We start from the raw sequence: 19288 nt of genomic DNA, 5'->3' as shown, positions 1-19288 counted from the left end.
ATGGATTTAGTGTTCATGCGCATCCAACACATCCTCCGGGTAAATAGCATCTGTCACACTGGTGTCCTGCTTATATAGCAAGCCGCTGGAAGCAATCCAGCCATCCTTGCCATGTCCCTGCAACACATAGTGGCCATCGGGTGTATCAAACCCGGCAACGGTCAGGGATGCACCGCGGGTAAAGCTGACACTGTAATCCTGGCCGTCGGCACCTTCGATATGGCCGTACCAGCTAATGCTGTTGTAATCATGTTTTTCGACCTTATCGATCACCACCTCAAAGGTATTTTTAGTATCGGGCATCTGGATATCCACACTATCGCCAGGCATGAGTGTTTCGATTTTCAAATCATCCAAAGCGATAAACTGTCGTCCATCGTTCAATTCCTCGGCGGTTAATGGCAGGTGCTGTGGAATTTTTTCGCTCGGTGTCCAGGCGATCGGCTGCGCTATTTTGGTTTGCACCGTCTCCACATCCAGCTGCAACTCAGGACGACGTATTGCGATAGCGTCAAGACGCTCCTGTAAGGTTTCAGGTATCACCTGCTGTGCCGCGACTGAGGACACAGCAGTTGCCATGGCAGTGTTTTCCGGCGCGGGATCGACACCTGCCGGCGCGACTGTCTTCACTGCCGAAGACGTAGCCGGGACAGGTAAAGGCGCCATTGCCGGCGGCTTGGAAAAATACCAGGCCGCCGCCACACCGGTAACTGCGATAGCAAGTGCAAACAGATATTTATTATTCATGGTGTTCTCTGCAAAAGAAGTGAAGAGGGGAACATCCGTACAGGCAGGTTTTACCTCCGGTACGGATGGCGGGATAGCGACGAAAATCACCTAGCGCCTGATGCGAATCCAGTTAAGATTCCAGCCACCTGCCTTGGCAAATACACCCAGGTTGTAAGTACCTGCATTGATATTCACGGTGTGCGAAATAGTCGTCCAGTTTTGCCAACCGCCAGTGGACGGCACTGCCAGTTCACCCAGCACAATACTGCCGCCATTTAAATCCAGTGATAAACGGCCGCCGCCACTCTGGCTGGCAACCCGGTATTCAACGGTATAGGTACCTGAGGTTGGAATAGTGATACCGCTATAGGCCATCCAATCATTGGTATCAATCCAACCCACATTTTGACCGCCGCCGGTATCCGTCGTATTTTCTAACTGGACACCATTGCTGGAAAAATAATTTTCCGCCTGGATCAACAAATTAAAACTGCTGCCCGTGGTAGAAACGATGATGGATGACGCCGCATCGTTAAAACCTGCACTTACCAGGCAGCTATCGTTGCTGGTCCTGACCAGGGAATTGCCGGTGAAATTATCATGCTGGTACAGGGTGACGCTGTAACCGCTTTGCACCCGCACCGAGGACACATCATCATTCAGAATGCCGCGCGCCTGTAATTGGCTGAGGGTATATTGCCCGACGGGTAAACCAACGGTATAGCCCTCGTAATTGCAATGCTGCGAAACCTGTACCGGCCCGGATGAACCAGCCGTGGGACGGAATGCGGCTATTTCATCGCGCACATTGTGAATAGCCAGGGCGGCATAAGCTTCCTCCGCATGGCCGACCGGAAGCCCGCAGGGCAATCCGCGACAAGTGAGGTTGGGGTTGGAGAAACGATTGACACGCGTGGTATTGAACACGCCCTCATAGGCCATGATGTCCACAAACACATTCTGCACACCATAACCAACCCCGTAGCGGAAACGGGCACCGCTGGTATCACCCTGTTTGCGCGAGTGGTTCAAACCCATGTTGTGACCCAGTTCATGAGCCATCACCATCGGACCACAACCGGGCCCGGTAACGTTCCAGGCCCAGTTCCGGTCAACGGCGACATAGCCCACACCGCAAGCCCCCCTTTCATGCAACTGGGATACAAAGTCGGCCCCCAATTGATCGCGCAGCGCAATCGCATTGGCATTAACCCGCAGGTTGCCCAGGACCGCCCCCATATCCGCCCCAGCCAGATTATTTTCACGCACCCCAACCAGCCGCAGCTGCACATCAATCTGGCTATCGCGATACGCGGCGTTCATCTGGTTAACCCAGTTATTCATCGCTGTCTGCGGATCACCGCCAAAATAATTTTTTGAATAGGTATCGTAGAGAACCAATAGATCCACGGTTGCCGCCTGGACGTTACCAGCAGCCAGTGCACTGACTGTCGCCACCGTAAACATGTATTTTGCCGCTATGGTTTTTAGCTTGCTGAACATCGTTATTTCCCTCTTAGCATTATTGTGTTAGTGAAATTGCAGAACCTGTATCGTTCACGCCTCCACGACTCTAATTCCCTAACTGCGCTCGTAAAAGTGCCAATTGATGACCGGTAAAGTGGGAGTGTGGGAGTGAAGGTTCGATTTTCGGAAAACCTAATTCAGAACCACCTCCCGCATTCAAATCGACGTCACAGGCCAGTGGAGATCAGCATGTATCTGGAACACAGGGGAAAATTCAGCGGGGGTATCGAACACCTGCCTTCATGGTGTACCAGAAAAAAGTGGAACGCCCTGCTCTGCAGTCCGCCTGATTGAAATGTCTTTCCAAGGTGGGCTCTGATCTACATCCGATTGCAAGCATGACTCCCAAACCCTGTTCTCTTCGCATTTTTCAAGATGTGCGGTAAGTCAACATTCCGAGTTTGGCTGTCGCTTGTTTTTACTGCTTCGAGAAGTTATAGTCGTTTAAATTAAAAATATGGGCGCCAATGAGTGGCGTCCTGCGGAAGAACAATAAATAGCCATTGTTAACTGGCAGGCCTGGCACCCGATGCTAATGGCAATACAAGGAATTGATAAATTCTCCATGAACAACGAATGTTCTCCCACTCAGAAAGCTCCGCTTTTTCGAGAGCAAGTCATCAAACAAAAAAGCGACCGGTTGCACGGTGATGTACTGCTTCTGCCGCAGGTGAGCCACTCTGTATTGATTGCTTTGTTGCTGGTTTGGTTACTGGCCTTAGCTGTTTGGCTTACTACCAGTACTTATGCGCGAAAAGAAACGGTGGTTGGCTGGTTAGAACCACCCACCGGGGTTGTCAGGCTGTACCCGGAAGCATCCGGTCAAGTCAAGAAAATCCTGGTGAAAGAAGGTGATAAGGTACAAGCAGGCCAGCCATTAATAATTATCAATGGCGACAGGATATTAGCCGATGGTGGCAACCTCGAAAGTCGCCTGCTGGAAGAATATGAAAGCCAGCGTCGCTTGCTCACAGAACAAATTGAGCGCGCAGACCGAACTCAGCAGGATCGAGAAAACAGTCTGCGGCGGCAGATTGAATCCATTAAGCACAACCTGAGCCTGATGGATGAACAATTGGCTACACTAGATGCTCGCCACATCCTGATAAAAAATCAAATCGAACGCTATCGTCCCAAGATTGAAAAAGGACATATTTCTCGCCTGGAGTACGATCAGGTACTCTCCCAAGAACTTTCTGTACGCAGCGATAAACAAGGCCTGTTACGGGAAATCAGCAATCAGAAAGATTTGCTGTCTCAGCGCCATACCGACCTTCGACTACTTGCACAGGAAGCTGCTAATAGCCTGGATCAATTGCAAGCACGGATGAGTGAACTTGCCCAGCAAATTGCTCAATTGCAAGGTCAGCGCGCCCATATCATTACCGCTACACGCGCAGGTATCGTGAATAACCTGCAAGCTCGTGAAGGTCAATTTGTCTCATCGACAAATCCTGTGCCCTTATTAACATTGGCTGATAGTGCCAGCCCTTTAGTCGCTCATTTGCTGGTGCCGGTGAGAGCAGCGGGTTTTATTGCATCAGGGCAGCGCCTGGATATTCGCTACGACGCCTTTCCCTATCAGAAATTTGGTCTCTATCAAGGTGAGATTGAGAGTGTGGCAAAAACACCCTTATTGCCAGGTGAGCTGCTAAACACCCCAGTCACCTTGCAAGAGCCGGTGTATCGGGTTGAAGCCCGTTTGTATGAGCAAGGGGTAAATGCCTATGGGCAATCAATCCCCCTAAGGTCCGGTATGACATTAACAGCTGACGTAGAACTGGCTGAGCGCCGTTTATGGCAATGGCTATTGGAGCCCATCTATAGTTTGAAAGGGCGCCTGTAATGAATATGTCACCGGAGCAAAGCGTAAAACAAACAGCAACGAGCCCCGATCAACTGTTGAATTTCAGTGGTGCTCACAGCCTGCCGATGATTCATCAAACCGAAGCGGCCGAATGCGGATTAGCATGCCTGGCCATGATCGCCAGTTTCCATGGTTATGAAACTGATCTGGCATACCTAAGACAACGGATTCAAGTATCCAGTCACGGCACCAACCTGAAAAACCTGATGGAGATGGCAGGACGACTGCACTTGGCAGGTCGCGCGCTGAAATTAAATTCAGATTCCCTTGGAGGACTTCAACTGCCTTGTGTATTGCATTGGGACTTAAACCATTTTGTGGTACTGAAAGCAGTAAAAAGTCGTAAAGCGATTATCCACGACCCGGCAAGCGGAGAGAAAACGCTAACAAAAGAGGAATTTGATAAACACTTCACCGGCATCGCCCTCGAACTAACACCCACCAGCAAATTCGAAGTAGCAGACACAAGAAAACACTTGAAGCTACATCACTTCTGGTCACGTATTAGCGGTTTAAAACGCAGTCTGTTACAGATACTGGTACTGTCACTGCTATTGCAAGTATTTGCCATTATCAGCCCCTATTACATGCAAACGGTGGTCGATGACGTTATCCTCAGAAATGATGACAACCTGTTGCTGGTACTGGCCCTGGGTTTCGGGCTGCTGCTATTAATAGAGACGGGTACCCATGTACTACGCCAATGGGTGATGCTTTATCTGTCCAGCCGTTTGAATATACAAATGGCGGCTAACCTGTTCCGCCATCTGATTCGCCTGCCCATGAGCTACTTTTCCACTCGCCATATGGGAGATGTCGTATCTCGCTTTGGTTCCTTACAGAATGTGCGAGAGCTGCTTACCACCAGCCTGGTAGCAGCTGTGGTAGATGGCATTATGGCCGTCATAACCCTAACAGTAATGTTCTTTTACAGCATTAAACTCACCTTATTAGTGCTCATTGTGGTGTTGCTCTACGCTGCCTTGCGCTTTGCACTTTATAAACCCTTACGACTGCTGACCGAAGAACAGATTATTGCCCAAGCCAGACACGATACCCACTTTATGGAATCCGTGCGTGCGGTTCAAACAATCAAACTGTTTCAGCGCGAAAATGATCGCCAAGGGCAATGGCAAAACCGTCTGGCCGATACTATCAACCAGGGAATACGCATCACCCGCTGGAATATTGGTTACGACACGATAAACCGCTTGCTCTTTGGCATCGAAAATCTGCTGGTGATTTACTTTGCTGCTACCGCTGTTATGGGCAATATTTTTTCAGTAGGTATGCTCTACGCTTTTTTGAGTTACAAAAGCCGCTTTGTTAGCTCCATGGATACACTGATTGCTACATGGATTGAACTGAAAATGCTCGGTCTGCACCTGGATCGTCTATCCGATATCGTATTTACCGAAACTGAAGAACAGGATGATCTATTGCCAAGCCAATCATCCACACGGCCACTTGCCGGAAAAATTGAAGTGCGAAATCTCAGCTTCCAGTATGGCGAAACTGAGGGGCCAACGTTTCAAAACCTGAACTTCATCATAGAACCCGGTGAAACAGTCGCCATCACCGGCCCCAGTGGCTGTGGAAAAACCACCCTGCTCAAATGCCTGATGGGTTTACTGCAGCCTACAGAAGGCGAAATCCTGATTGATGATCGCCCCCTCAAGCAAGTTCTTGATTACCGCCGCCATATTGCTGGTGTGATGCAAAGGAACTTGCCATAACCAGGATATTAGTGGCTCACAGACCGGAGACGGTCAAATCTGCAGGAAGGCAGATAGTACTTTAACTTGGATGTCTAGTTTTATTGGACAATTAATAATTAGGAGATTGTTTTATGAATACTTTTGGTTTGGATAGAAACTACGAACAGTTTAACTTTGAAGAAGTTTCTGTCGAAGATTTACAAATTATATCTGGAGGATCGGGTGGAGGATATGGGACAGACAGCAGTTATTGGGCAATGCTTGGAATGTCAACTGCCTTTGTGATTGGTGCGGCCACTGTGGCAGCAGGGCCAGTAGCTTGGGGGTTTGTTGCGGGGTCACTTATTCTCTCGGGTGGAGCTACATATCATGCCCTTGGCTGGGGTTGATGTGTACTAGCAAATAATCCAATAGCGGATATATTACGAGAGAGCCAATTAATTCTATGGGCTCTCCCTTGTACGGTAAAAATTCATTATGACACTATAAGTGTGGCCAAGCAGGTCACACTTATAAATTTAACAAAGTAAGGAGTGATCATGGTTAATACCAAATTGCAATTATTTGCTATTGCACTGGGCTTATCTACTTGGGCCGTTGCTGTTTTAGTGATAACTAAAACCATAGAGCAATCGGAATCCACTTGGGTATTTTTAGCAATATTGTGTGTTTCAATATTATCTATGCTGTGTGCAACCAAAAAAATATTAAAATCACATAACTACAATAAGCATTAATATAGTGCAAAAAAATAGAGTAATGATATAAAGATGGATTATTTATTTTACTCATCTGTAATAACAGGTGATGCATTTTCATTTATAAAATTAGCCTCATTACTCAATGTACTCAGAGCGAAAGCAGATTTTATCGGTAGTGGTTCTGATGGTGGAGATTGGGGTGGCGCTGGTTATCAAGCTAGCAATTCGACTTTCGGTTAGTACTATCAAGGGTGTCTCCCGTAGACACCCTTTTCTCAGTCTTTTACGAATATTCTTATATGAAATTTTTAATAAAGAATAAAAACCCTATTAGGTCTCTGCTTGCCATCTTGGCCTGTGGAAATATTATTATTTTTTATGTCATTTCTCATGGTTTTTGGCCAACAAACACACAAGAGATATTTATTTTCTACAACCTGATTTGCTCTCTGATATTGTTCGGATTATCAAGGAGACAGTTATCCGTTGAGATAATGAGTGATTACATGCTAGTCACCAGGCTTTTATCAACAAAAAAAATTAGGAATTCAGATATAAAATCCATTGAAGTTCAATCCTATGGAGCAAAGAAGAATGGCAACATGTGTAGATTGGGTGTTAATGGGAGCTTTCCAGTAATATTTACTGAAGACATGTTCGAGGACGATAGAGACTATAATGCATTAGTGAAATGCTTGGGATGGGTTGAAAAAAAATACTCTCATCACAATGAACCTAGTTGGAAAGGAATAGCTTCTGCTTGCTCCAAGCAGCTTGTGACATACTCTGTCGTTTTTATAATGATTATATTAAATTCCATACTGTTCTTTATAAACAAAGATGATTTTTTATGGATAATGGATAATTTTGCGTTTTCAAAGAGTACAATTGAGTTCCGTGAATATTACAGATTTATAACTGCTTTTTTTCTACACTTAAACCCTGTACATCTATTGATTAATCTTATTTCTCTTGGCGTTCTTGGTGGAATGCTTGAGCAATATTTTGGCAGAGCTAAATACTTTAATATTCTCATTCTATCAACCTTTTCTGGTTGGATTTTTTCACTGGCATTTTCTCCGTTCAATTTAGTAGTTGGCGCATCCGGTGGAATTTTTGGTTTATTTGGATCATATATAGCCTTAAAAATTTTAAGCAAAGAGGCATTACAACCATCGGTTGACCCAATGCCTTTTTGGTGGGCAATTATTATTCTAATTTTTCAAGTCATATCAGATTTATATATTCATAATTCAGATTTCTATGCTCACATTGGAGGAGTTATTGGGGGGAGCTTATATTTTATTGTATCAAGATTTACTATTATAAAATCTATCAAAACAGATAAGTTAATTTCATTGGTTATTTTCTTATTATGTATTTTCTCTTTCTTTAAATTTATGCATTGAATAGTTAGCAGGAGCAGCAATCACAAATAAATTGATTTATATTTTTCGATATTATTTTTATTTATTTTTCAATAATTCACACAAGTGTATATTTAAAAAATGGATTACTTACTTTACTCACTTGGCACAACAGGCGACGCGCTTCCATTTATAAAATTAGCTTCATCACTCAATGCATGTGGAGTGAAAGCGGCTTTTATTGGCAGTGAAAAGTTTATTCCTTTGGCGGACACAATGGGAGTTGAGTGCTTACCTGTCTCGACCAAGACAGATTATGAAAACACTTATAACAGTCCACTTACTTGGTCACGCTATCACTCACAAAACCACTACAACGAATTCCATTTTCCTGCCATCAAGCCCACGTTCAAAGCCATTCAACGGGTGGTTCAGCAAAGGCATAATCCACTGATTATTTATCAGGATATATTATCAGGGGCCAGAATGGCTGCCGAGGAATTTGGCCTAAAATCGTGCCAGGTAGTGCTTGCCCCCTATGGGGTGAGCTCCATCCTAAGCCCGGCCTATCCCATGCGCAGGCAAGTTGAGGAGCGCCTTTGGAGTGAAATATTGCCCCAAATTCAGGAGAAGGCGAAGAGAGATACCTTAGAGAGGCTGGTCAAACCACTGATAAATCCAGCCCGAAAAGAGTTAGGGCTATCAGAATGGACTATTCAGGATTTACCCAGCATGCAATCTAGCCCTTCGATATTGGCATTATTTCCTGAGTGGTTTAAACCCAATCCCGGAGACTGGCCCACACAGTTAGTGAATACAGGTTTTATTTTGGGAAACACTCCGGATAACCATAGCAACAAACAATTAGATGAATTTATCACCCAATATGGTAAGCCTTTGGCATTTACCTTTGGTACGGGGATACCGGTTACCAGCCAATTAATCGATAAAATAAGGCACCTCTGTCGCGTAGTCAGGAAACCAGGTGTATTTGTTGCTCACTCACAAACCGCCAGGTTTATAGACAATGGAGATAATCCTGTTTTAACACTGCCATCGGCTCCCTTCAGTTATTTGTTTGCTTGCTCAGCGCTAGTTATACATCATGGAGGCATAGGCACCTGCGCACAAGCACTAGCCTGTGGTATTCCACAGGTCATTTCACCTTACACTTTTGATCAACCTGATAACGCCTTCCTGCTCTGGCAATTGGGCATTAGCAATTCGGTAGATTTTTTAAATGACTCCGTGGATCAGATAGCGAGCATTGTTAATGACGTGATGTCATCCGAATCCGTCGCAAAAAAGGTGAAAGAATATCAGGCACTCACCACAGACGAGACAGCGGCCTCAGTAAAGTTTCTCCTTTCGCTACAAGGATAAGGAACACAAGTATGTTAATTAAATTGGCTGAATCCTTTAATCAACTTCCTGTTGAAGTGAATAAAATTTCCAGTACACGGTTGTTGTGGCGAGATCAATCTGCCAATAGCAGTGATGCTATGTCAAATGATCTATTTCTTGATAATTATTCATGGGTTACAAAAAATAATTTCTTTACCGATGAATCCAGAATACACCCAGGTATCACACAAACGATGTTCGCAGAACGCTATGGCGGATTTGGTATAGGTACTAACGGAGGCGGTGCCAGGGTAGTCAATATTAATGGTATGCAAATAAAAGGGGGCGGTGCCAATGCGCTGGCTGGAGATGGAGCACTTAGATCACACTCCTACGGAGGACTGGATATACAAGGTGCAGTGAAAGAGATCATCTATTCACGACTGTTGAGTAAAATATCTCCCGTTGGTACACAGACGATCAAGGGTTTAATTTTGCTGGATGATACCTCTGCACTACATAATGGCAACAAGGCTCCCAGTGTGCTTATGGTTAGAGAGACAGTAGTGAGGCCAGGTCATTTTTTACCCTGTGTCAACTTCAGATTAAAGCCAGAACATCGCTCGCTTATGCGGTCTGACTATTCTAGGGTGCTCGGCATCTATAAAAGTATTGGCAAGCAATCTTTGCTATCTGAATTTTATACGTTGATCCAACATTTTTTGGATAAGTGTGCAGATCAGTTGTCCTTTTTCAGGATGGCACGATTATCCCATAATGCCTTGACGCCCTCGAATATCTGCTTGGATGGCCGCGTATTGGATACAGCGCTATGCAGTTTTGTGGTCTCGGGGAGCAATTATGGACAAGTCACTAGCTATTTTGAAGAGGCATCAACACCTGTATTGGTAGCCAAAGAATGGTTCTATTTAATACACAAATTTTTAACCGATACATCTGTTGAAGAACATTTTTTAAAGCTCTACGAAGAGAAGTTTTATCAGTATGCCTGCATCAATATGGGGTTCCTATTCGGGCTAGATAGGGAAATGTCCACTAAACTTTCCTGCACTCTGGAATGGCGAAAAGTAGCATCTCGATTATTCTCTTTATTTTCGATGGGTTCCCCCATAAAAACCAGCATTCTGCCTACAACAGATGCAATTGACTTTGTCAATGACATTTTAACCGCCAGCCTCTATTCCATATTACATAATCTTGATACAACGAAAACCAGTAAGTTTCTGGCTGAATTTACCCAAGATCTCAATGCATTGATGACTATTATGGCACGCTCTCTGGGCTGGCATGGACAGGATGAGCAGAGTTTTTACAAAACCTTTGTAATCCAAACTATAAAAAGAGCCATCCTTAGCAGCTACTTTTTCATCACCTATATTGGCCGTACAGTCGATGATTATTGTGCAGCCGGGCGAGTAAATGATACAGCGAAAATTATTAAAGAAAACGACCGTGTTACCAATTGGATATACGAAAATTTACTATCCGAACAAAGCACAATTTATTCAGGCAATAGGTTGTCAATAGGATATAGCAGTATGGCGGATGAGTATATCTATCGTGACGGAGATGGGATTGAAAGGCGTATTAATGATATTTGTTCTTTGAGAACCATCATAGATACCAATAAGAGTGGCTATATCATTCAAGATTACGATTTTTATCCGTATTTAAAACGCCTTTTTTCCCTTTTAGACAGGGACGCGATGAACAGTTTTAATGGAGTGAAAAATGTATTTTGTTGAACATCAAGGCGCAGATTTATTAAATGAGGCTATAGTACTTCGTGTGACGAATGAATCTGGGGCTGATGCTGATCAGCTTCACTGCTTGTTGGAGGCAAGCAAGCACAGGCAAATAATAATAGCCAAAACAGAAAACGGTGAACCTTTGGTAAGTATTGCCTTTGCTAAAATCTCCAAATACACACTTAGGTTGCTTGCTGCCAACCCTGAATACAAATTACGCCCTCATGAGTATCGTGAAGGAAAAATTTTATATATATTGGACGGTTTTTTCAGAAAAAATTTCTTTAAAAAATCTTTAGCTTCACTGGTACCCCAGCTTAAAAAATACCGACTAATTGCCTATGTAAAAAAAGGGAAATTGAAGTTTTTTTGTAACAACAATGGTTCTATTAAGCTTGTGAGACTACCCAGATCATGGCTGCAAAGTACTAATAACTCCACAATATAAGCAGCCACTTAAGGCCTGATAAATAATTCAAAAGGATAGTCCTCGACTAAAATCACATACCAGAAGAAAGCCAGTCAATTTGACGCATTGCCTGATTCAATTGCATTTCCAGATCTGTTTTTATCTGCAAATAATGACTCAGTTGCAAGCCTGTTTGCTGGGCAATAGTTTCCCGGCAGAAGGAGAGGTCAATGTCTGTGATGTATCCGGGATAATGTTCCCCGGTACGGCGGTGATCGAGGATATAACGGGCAACAAGACGGAATGCAGGTCGCCAGACCACTACTGGTGCTGGAGTGCATTGCGGATAAAAAATATCAGCGGACGCAGGAAATGTTGATGGCTGTAATAATGAATACGCGCGCTAAACAGCGAACCCTTATCATCCACCAACATCACCTGTGCCCAGCCGTGGATTCCGTACCAAGCTAGGAAATATCGGTGTGTAATGCAATATCGGTTGAAATGTATAACAGGGAGTTCAACACCAATGAGTTGATTTAATATGATGTGCCAGAAAAAAGTGGGACGCCGTCTACTCCCTTTGCATTGTGAAATCAAAAAATTGTATCTAAGCATACGAACCCATGCCCTAACATAAAGCCCCCATAACCTTCAAGGGACATACTTCTCGCAATAAGAAAAATCACTTCAAAACAAATGATTTCGTTGTCAACCAAATGAAGGCGCCAAATAACGCTTTAATGCATAGGTATTCATATTGAAAGCGCTACAACCTTAGTGTTAGCGTTATACAGTTTTGTTTTAAAAAAATCTAAAATCGCTATAAGCATGGAAAATAACATGAAAAAAGCTAATAAAGCATTGGGTTCTGTCGCATTAATTTTCTTTTCATCATTTGTGCAAGCAGAAATATTTGTAAAGGCACAAGTAGAAGATGAGCCAGCCAACTTGCAGGTATCAAAGCAGAAAGGGGAAAACGAGAAAATAAATGTTATTTTCGAGAATGGTTATAGTCTTACCATTGAAACCTATACCGAAGAAGCGGATCAAGTTTATCAATTCAAAACCGTAGATCAGCCGATGGTAGAAGTGAGAAACGATATCGGAAAAAATGGAACATACATATTCATTGATGTAAATGCGACAGAATACAAAGTTACTGCTGGCGTTGATTCGGTCGAGTTAATGTCATCGAACTAAAAAGGATTTTGTGATGCACGGAATTATTGCCAGGGATTTAAAAATTCAAAGCCTAAATAAAGTTCAATTTGTTCTTAAATTAATTTCCACCTGCAATCTCAGATGTACTTATTGTTATTGGTTTTTTAAAGAAGATAACACCTGGAAAGAATCCAGTGTCAGTGTAAAAGCAGAAACCATAGAGTGGATTATTATTGCAATACAGGATGCCATTGACGAACTGGATCTTAAAGAGGTTGATATTATTTTTCATGGCGGTGAGCCGCTCATGTTAAAAAAGCATGTTTTTGAACAGCATTGCAATCTATTCAGGGAAAAAATACAGAAAAAATGTATTTTAAATTTTAAAATACAAACAAATGCTGTATTGGTTGATGAAGAATGGATTGACATTTTTTCCCGTCAAAATATTGCTGTTGGTGTTAGCCTTGATGGTGATAAAGACGCTAATGATGAATACAGAATAGACATACACGGAAATGGGTCTTATGAAAAAACGGTGGATGGCATAAAACTGCTCATGGACGCATCCAGCTCTAATAAGATCATTAAGCCTGCCCTCATTTCTGTCATTAATCCAAAATTTAATTACGAAAAACTGCTAAATCATTTCTATCAATTGGGATTTGAGACAATTAATTTTTTAATGCCCAATTACTGTCACGATGACATCCCTAATGACTTCAACATGGAGGGGATCACAAAGGCACTGAAAGATATTTTCAATGTCTGGATCACGCAAGATAATCCATTACAAAAGCCGATTATTTTCATTGAAAAAGACATAAATTTTTTTCAGCGGGTAAATTTTAAAAATTACAGATACTCAGAAAATACAAGATATAACGCTATTATTGCAGTTACAACAGATGGCTTGATGTCTGTCAATGACAATCTTATGTGTACTGATTGGAGAAAAATGCAGCCATCACCCAGTATTAAAGATACATCTTTAAAAGCCTATCTGAATTCACTCACGTATATAACACTCGATGAAGAGGAAGGAATTATTCCCCGTGAATGTAGTGAGTGCGAATATAAAAACATCTGCAAAGGCGGGGAGTTGCCACATCGATACTCTCGAAAAAAAGGCTTTGACAATCGTTCAATTTACTGTGTACCGTTAAAAATATATTACCAATATCTATCCAGGTTTCTTGTAGCTAATGGATACCCAACCAATGAACTAAATCATTTATTAGCACAAAATCCAACGGCAAAGCTAAAAAACTACGAAAGAATAATAGAGATATGAAAGTCATCTTTTCAATGGATATTAAAGATAAGCGAAATAGGCTTACCAAATATTCTGGTATTGGCCTTGCCCAATATGAGTATGAAGAAGGTTATTTAATAGATAGCTACATACCTACTGGAATCCCCCTAGAATTATCTGACGATGAGTACAATAAGATCCTATTAGAAAAATATATTGGTGACATTGGGAACACAATTTTTTTAATTAAGGTTGCTAATCACAATGCAAGTTATATTTGTTCTACTGGCGAACTACCCGAAAATAAAGAAAGCTTACTCAAAGGGATAGTACAAGACATACTTGAAAAAGTTAAGGTTGGCGGGGAGGTTCATCCAATTGGGATTTGCACAACCAACGATTCTCAAAAAACAATAACTAGAGATTACAAGAGTTTTCATAAGGTCGGATTGCATATTGATAGCTGGGATTCAGTTCAATTATGCAACAGGCTGTCTTCATCCAATAGGCTTGTAATGAATCTTGGTCCCACAAGCAGAAACTTATTATTTATAGATAGGTCGGTTGACTCATTGGTAAGAGAGAATTCAATTTATAAAAATGAATATGAAGGAAAAGAGTTTTCTACTCATTATGATCTTGCCCAGCAACCGTGGACACAGTTTCAAGCACTCATCCGGGCCTCGTAGGCTTGCGGGCTGATGTGCCCCAGCGTGCTATGTCGCCGCTGGCGGTTATAGTCGGTTTCGATGTATTCAAACACGGTTTCACGCATCTGGGCGCGGCTCATGAAGCGCTCGCCATGGATGCATTCGACCTTCAGGCTGTGGAAGAAGCTCTCTGCACACGCATTGTCGTAGCAGTTGCCTTTCGCGCTCATACTGCATCGCAGCTGATGAGCGCGGATTAGACCCTGATAAGCCGTTGAGCAGTACTGACTGCCGCGGTCGCTGTGTACGATCACTCCCTTTGGCTGCTTTCGCCGCCACAGCGCCATGTGCAGAGCATCGCAGGCCAGGTCAGCCGTCATGCGTTCGCTCATGGCCCAGCCGACCACCATGCGCGAGTACAGATCAATGATTACGGCGAGATACAGCCAGCCCTCGTCCGTGTGCAGGTAGGTGATGTCGCCCACCCATTTCTGATTGGGTGCTGATGCTGTGAAGTCTTGCTTGAGCAGGTTCTCTGCCACCGGGAGCGAGTGTCGGGAGTTAGTTGTGGCCTTGAACTTCTTGGCCGCCTTGGCGCGTAAGCCTTGTCGCTGCATCGAGGCTGCAACCGTCTTGCGATTACAGCGCAGCCCGGCTTCCCACAGGTCATGGCACAGCCGCGGGGCGCCACTGCGGCCCTTACGGGCGTTATACGCTTGCGCGACCCGCTGATCCAGCTCGGCCCGTTGCTGGTGGCGCGTGGATGGCTCGCGTGAGCACCAGGCGTAGAAACCACTGCGGGCGACACCCAGAACACGGCACATGGCTTTCACCGAAAACGCTGGGGCATGTGTCCTCATGAAGGCGTACTTCACTTGAGGCTCTTCGCAAAGTACGCCGCGGCCTTTTTTACGATGGCCAGTTCTTCGGCTTGCTCGGCCAGGAGCCGCTTGAGGCGGGCGTTTTCGTCGGCCAGTGACTGTTCGCGCTCACTGCTGCTCAGGGTCTGCTGCTGCTTACTGCGCCATCCATAGAGCTGAGACGCATGAAGACCAAGCTGTTCGGCCGCTTTACTAACGCCAATTCGCTCGGCCAGCGCTAACGCTTCATTCTTGAAGGCTTGGGAGTGACGGGTACGGTTCTGTTTCATCGGGGTAGCGGTTCTTGCCATGGTTCACCTCGTTGCAGTTTATCGCTTAACGGGGTGTCCACTCGTGCTGGGCAAGATCATTATTTTAATGAACACCCAAAATCCATTGTCTACTCCTTACAGATTAATCCAGGTGAAGCGTATATAGCACCAACAGAAAACCTGATCCATGATGCGACAGTTCCAGGTAATAATCAGATAAACTCGACATTTATGCTAAGAGGAAAGATCGAACCAAAGGAAATGCTTAATGAAATTCTTTGTAATAGCTGATAATGGAATTGGTGATAGTATCATGATGCTTCCCGCACTCAGAGCGCTAGCAATGGAAGTTTCATCAGAAATAAAAATACTCAGCAATCCAAGATATTTTGATAATGTACTTTATGAGTTTACCAAAAAATCAATTCTTCTAAATGACTATAACAATGACAATCAGCACATTTTAACTTGCATTGAAGAAACAGATATTGTTGTAATCTATTCGACCTGGGACATTGTAAATCAGCTAGGCATTAAACCTTTTTTAAAAGACAAAATAGTTTTTGGTTACTTTAGTGAGTATTGCACTAATTTAATCGAATATGATCATCGAAATATGATTGATCAATATTTTAGTGTGGTTATGTTTTTTAACAAAGCAATAGACGTAAATCGATACTCTTACCCCCTTGTGCTACCAGACTCAAGTAAAGTAAATGCCTCGGCGTTGTATTCTGCTTTTTCTCCCGGAACATTGTTGATCGGTATCCATACCCATACCAGAGAAGAAAAAATGGTTTCCGCTGATTATTTCGTAGAAGTAATCAAAATAGTCAAAGAAATTTACCCGCAATCAATATTGATCGTAGTTGATCCAGTTGATACTGAATTGAGTGTAATGTTAGACAATAATACGTTTGTAAATTTACAAGGTTTAGATATATCGATAGTAATGCAATTCTTTCAATACATATCACTACTTATCTGTATTGACTCATGTATTTTGCATGCTGCGGACCTTATCAAGCTTCCCATTATTTCATTTTTTCCGGCAACCTCAGTCAACAATTGGGGGCCTAAATATTCTAGATCATTAGTGATCGATGGAAGGAATTTGTCAATCAAAGAGATTCGATCAAGAGGATGTGAAATAACTTCTTTTTTGAAGTCTTCTTTGGCTGACAAATAAAACAGGGCCAAAATATTTTTGGCTCAACCCAATAAACCAGGAGTTTTTTATGGAAATCAATGAAAGAAAAGTGTCAGGTGAAAAAAGCGAAGCCATGATTGCATCAGAAATCGTTGGCAGACTACTTGCTGAGCAAGAACTTGATGCTATTCAAGGTGCCGGCTGTTCATTTCTTCAGGGGCGTGGTTTCAGTAATACTGCCAGTACTTTCTGTTAAATAAGCAGATGGTTCCCTCCCTTCGTATTCGAAGGGAGGTGTACATTATGAATAATCTATTTCGCAAAGAAGCTATCGAAAAGTTTGGCAGTTCAAATTTTGGGAAGGTTTTTATTGACGTCCCTAATTGGCTGTATTACTTCGCTTATCTACTTAGCTTTGGGGTGTTAATGGCCCTCCTTAAAATATATTAGTTTGAGCTATTCATGATTTCACCCGTCTATCAATCAGAGTCTTCCGATTGTGGTTTTGCTGCAATTGCTATGATCCTCAATTTCTATGGTTTAAATATAAAACTTTCAGATCTGAGAAATCATCTAAGGGACAGACCTTATGGGATCTCTGCGAGAGAAATTATATATCTATCAAACAAATATGATATTAACAGTCGAGCATTAAGAATTGATCTTGCTGATCTTACAAAAATCAAATTACCTGCAATTTTACACTGGAATATGAATCACTATGTGGTTCTTGAAAGGATCCAATCGGGTGAGGCTACTATCTATGATCCAGCTTATGGAAAGCGAGTCGTTAAACAAAAGGAATTGAATGAAAGCTTTACCGGTATTTGTTTTGAATTTTCGCCTTCCCCCAATATTAAACCTATACAACAAGGGAAAAACAGGATTATTCCCGATTATCTACATCTAATAATAAAAAACATAGCATCATTTAAAAAAATTGCGATTCCAATAATTTTAATATCTATTGCAACACAGTTATTAGTTGCGTATTTCCCAACAATCGTTCAAAGATCAATAGATGACCCCAATCCTGGCAATACAATGCTGTGGGCAGCAATTATTTTTGGTATGTGGCTGTTACCAGGAATTTCAGAATATGTAAGGTCGAATTTACTCTCTCACTTCTCTGTTAGAGTTAACCTTCAATTAGGCAAGTTATTTGTTAGAAAACTTATTCTTCTCAATGCTGATTATTTTAAAAGGCGATCAACAGGGTCAATCCTTACCCGTATTGACTCTATCGCTGAAGTTAGAAAATTGATTTCCAACGAGTTTTTGTCAATATTCATTGACTCAATATTTCTATGTACTTCTATATTTTTTCTAGTTAAATATAATTATCAATTTGCTCTGATTACAGTATCAGGATGCCTATTAATTCTTCTAATTTATTTAGTAAACAAAAAGGAAATTCGTGAGTGTTTGTATAGGCAATTAGATTATCAATCTAAATCCAACTCCAATCTTCTTGAAACCATTCAATCAATCGAATCAATTCGAGCAACAGGAAGCGAAGAGTTAAGATACCATCAATGGCTAAATCTAACGTATGAATCAGCCAAAGCTGAAATCAAGTCTTCTCAGCTCTATGCAAGAATAGATTTCTTTAGGCAACTCAGCACTGCAATTGAGCTTAGTCTATTAACATTTTTGATTATTACCTTTAGCAAAAGTGGGCTTATTACAATAGGCGCTATTGCGGCAATATATTCTTTAAGAATGACTTTTAATTCCCGATTCGTTTCACTAATCGATAATATTACCGGATTAAATCTAATAGCCATTCATCTTTCCAGATTGGATGATATATTGGATAGCTTATCAAACGGTGATGATAACGCAGATATAAAGCACGGAGCATTAACAATAAAAAATGTTTCTTTTTCCTATGGGATAAAGAATATTTTGAGTAATGCAAATTTAAGAATATATCCCGGCGAGCATATTGTTATTACAGGAGAATCAGGGATAGGCAAGTCAACATTTATCAAAATAGTTTCAGGAAACTTACTCCCCGAAAACGGACAAGTGTTCATTGATGATAATGAAGTTAACGCTGATAACTACCGCTCAATACAAAAGCATATGGGGATAGTTTCCCAAGGGGAGACTCATATTTTTGAAGGAACTTTTGAAGATAACATTACAATGTTTGACCCCTCTCCAGATGAATCTTACTTTGATCAGATTATTAAAACATGTCTACTGGACGATGTATTAAGTAATTTACCATCAGGAAAAAAATCAATGATGGTTAATGGAACCGTTTTATCTGGAGGTCAATTACAGCGTTTGGTATTGGCCCGGGCTTTATATAAAAAGCCCAAAATACTTATTCTCGATGAGGCAACATCAAACCTAGATGCTGGCACTGAGGAAAAGCTCATGCAAAATATAATAGGACTAAAAATGACTACAATTTCTATTACTCATAGGTCTTCAATTCTAGGATTTTCTGATAGATGTTTCGAACTCAAAAACTCCACACTCAGAGAAATATAAA

At 42.2% G+C, this 19288-nt stretch carries 18 protein-coding genes; 15 read left to right on the top strand and 3 right to left on the bottom strand.

The window, feature by feature from the left end; translation table 11 throughout:
- Window positions 1-6 precede the first annotated feature (6 nt).
- Together CJA_RS01380 and CJA_RS18495 are read right to left on the bottom strand one after the other, a co-directional pair.
- Complete coding sequence (locus tag CJA_RS01380; RefSeq protein WP_148208777.1) at window positions 7-747, bottom strand: hypothetical protein; 741 nt, start codon at window positions 745-747, stop codon at window positions 7-9.
- Between the two features lie 90 nt (window positions 748-837).
- Entirely contained in the window at window positions 838-2232 is a 1395-nt protein-coding gene (locus CJA_RS18495) for a carbohydrate-binding protein (protein WP_238526805.1), read from the bottom strand.
- 589 nt (window positions 2233-2821) lie between these two features.
- Between CJA_RS18495 and CJA_RS01365 the strand changes: the two genes are divergently transcribed.
- From CJA_RS01365 to CJA_RS01310, 12 genes are all read left to right on the top strand, one after another.
- Window positions 2822-4102: an HlyD family secretion protein gene (locus CJA_RS01365; protein ID WP_148208776.1), complete on the top strand. Its 1281-nt coding sequence runs from the start codon at window positions 2822-2824 to the stop codon at window positions 4100-4102.
- The gene (locus CJA_RS01360) at window positions 4102-5859 is read left to right on the top strand and encodes a peptidase domain-containing ABC transporter (protein ID WP_012485956.1); all 1758 of its coding nucleotides are present in this window, start codon (window positions 4102-4104) and stop codon (window positions 5857-5859) included. The genes CJA_RS01365 and CJA_RS01360 overlap by 1 nt, the downstream gene beginning before the upstream one ends.
- 113 nt (window positions 5860-5972) lie before the next feature.
- On the top strand, window positions 5973-6230 hold the full coding sequence (locus tag CJA_RS01355; RefSeq protein WP_041550865.1) for a hypothetical protein: 258 nt from the start codon (window positions 5973-5975) through the stop codon (window positions 6228-6230).
- 150 nt (window positions 6231-6380) lie between these two features.
- Window positions 6381-6578, top strand: a complete 198-nt coding sequence (locus tag CJA_RS01350) for a hypothetical protein (protein ID WP_041550864.1) — start codon at window positions 6381-6383, stop codon at window positions 6576-6578.
- A gap of 33 nt (window positions 6579-6611) precedes the next feature.
- A complete protein-coding gene (locus CJA_RS19435; protein ID WP_158304041.1) occupies window positions 6612-6782 on the top strand; it encodes a hypothetical protein in 171 nt (56 codons plus the stop codon).
- 59 nt (window positions 6783-6841) lie between these two features.
- A complete protein-coding gene (locus tag CJA_RS01345) occupies window positions 6842-7951 on the top strand; it encodes a rhomboid family intramembrane serine protease (protein WP_148208775.1) in 1110 nt (369 codons plus the stop codon).
- Window positions 7952-8050: 99 nt separating this feature from the next.
- A complete protein-coding gene (locus CJA_RS01340; RefSeq protein WP_012485954.1) occupies window positions 8051-9292 on the top strand; it encodes a nucleotide disphospho-sugar-binding domain-containing protein in 1242 nt (413 codons plus the stop codon).
- An 11-nt stretch (window positions 9293-9303) separates the two neighbouring features.
- Window positions 9304-11019 (top strand): hypothetical protein, encoded by a 1716-nt coding sequence (locus CJA_RS01335; RefSeq protein WP_041550860.1) that lies wholly within the window; start codon window positions 9304-9306, stop codon window positions 11017-11019.
- A complete protein-coding gene (locus tag CJA_RS01330; RefSeq protein ID WP_041550858.1) occupies window positions 11006-11470 on the top strand; it encodes a hypothetical protein in 465 nt (154 codons plus the stop codon). Before CJA_RS01335 ends, CJA_RS01330 begins: the two co-directional genes overlap by 14 nt.
- Before the next feature lie 804 nt (window positions 11471-12274).
- Window positions 12275-12634, top strand: coding sequence for a hypothetical protein (locus CJA_RS01320; RefSeq protein WP_041550856.1), 360 nt, complete (start codon window positions 12275-12277; stop codon window positions 12632-12634).
- 13 nt (window positions 12635-12647) lie between these two features.
- Entirely contained in the window at window positions 12648-13889 is a 1242-nt protein-coding gene (locus CJA_RS01315) for a radical SAM protein (RefSeq protein WP_012485949.1), read from the top strand.
- Entirely contained in the window at window positions 13886-14539 is a 654-nt protein-coding gene (locus tag CJA_RS01310) for a hypothetical protein (protein ID WP_041550854.1), read from the top strand. The genes CJA_RS01315 and CJA_RS01310 overlap by 4 nt, the downstream gene beginning before the upstream one ends.
- Here the strand turns inward: CJA_RS01310 and CJA_RS01305 are convergent.
- Window positions 14515-15671, bottom strand: a protein-coding gene (locus tag CJA_RS01305) for an IS3-like element ISPa20 family transposase (protein WP_085953148.1) whose coding sequence is annotated in 2 segments (ribosomal slippage) — window positions 14515-15413 and window positions 15413-15671 — 1158 coding nt in all. Because the reading frame shifts where the segments join, the coding sequence is not laid out codon by codon here. The genes CJA_RS01310 and CJA_RS01305 overlap by 25 nt on opposite strands.
- A gap of 229 nt (window positions 15672-15900) precedes the next feature.
- Between CJA_RS01305 and CJA_RS01295 the strand changes: the two genes are divergently transcribed.
- The 3 genes from CJA_RS01295 (at window position 15901) to CJA_RS01290 (ending at window position 19287) form a co-directional block, all read left to right on the top strand.
- Window positions 15901-16821 (top strand): glycosyltransferase family 9 protein, encoded by a 921-nt coding sequence (locus tag CJA_RS01295; protein WP_012485947.1) that lies wholly within the window; start codon window positions 15901-15903, stop codon window positions 16819-16821.
- A 49-nt stretch (window positions 16822-16870) separates the two neighbouring features.
- The gene (locus CJA_RS19430; RefSeq protein ID WP_012485946.1) at window positions 16871-17038 is read left to right on the top strand and encodes a hypothetical protein; all 168 of its coding nucleotides are present in this window, start codon (window positions 16871-16873) and stop codon (window positions 17036-17038) included.
- Window positions 17039-17244: 206 nt separating this feature from the next.
- Window positions 17245-19287, top strand: coding sequence for a peptidase domain-containing ABC transporter (locus CJA_RS01290; protein ID WP_012485945.1), 2043 nt, complete (start codon window positions 17245-17247; stop codon window positions 19285-19287).
- Window position 19288 lies beyond the last annotated feature (1 nt).

Origin of the sequence: Cellvibrio japonicus Ueda107, from assembly GCF_000019225.1 — a bacterium.
In the GTDB taxonomy this organism is placed as follows: Bacteria; Pseudomonadota; Gammaproteobacteria; order Pseudomonadales; family Cellvibrionaceae; genus Cellvibrio; species Cellvibrio japonicus.
This window is presented reverse-complemented; position numbering and strand designations above follow the sequence as displayed.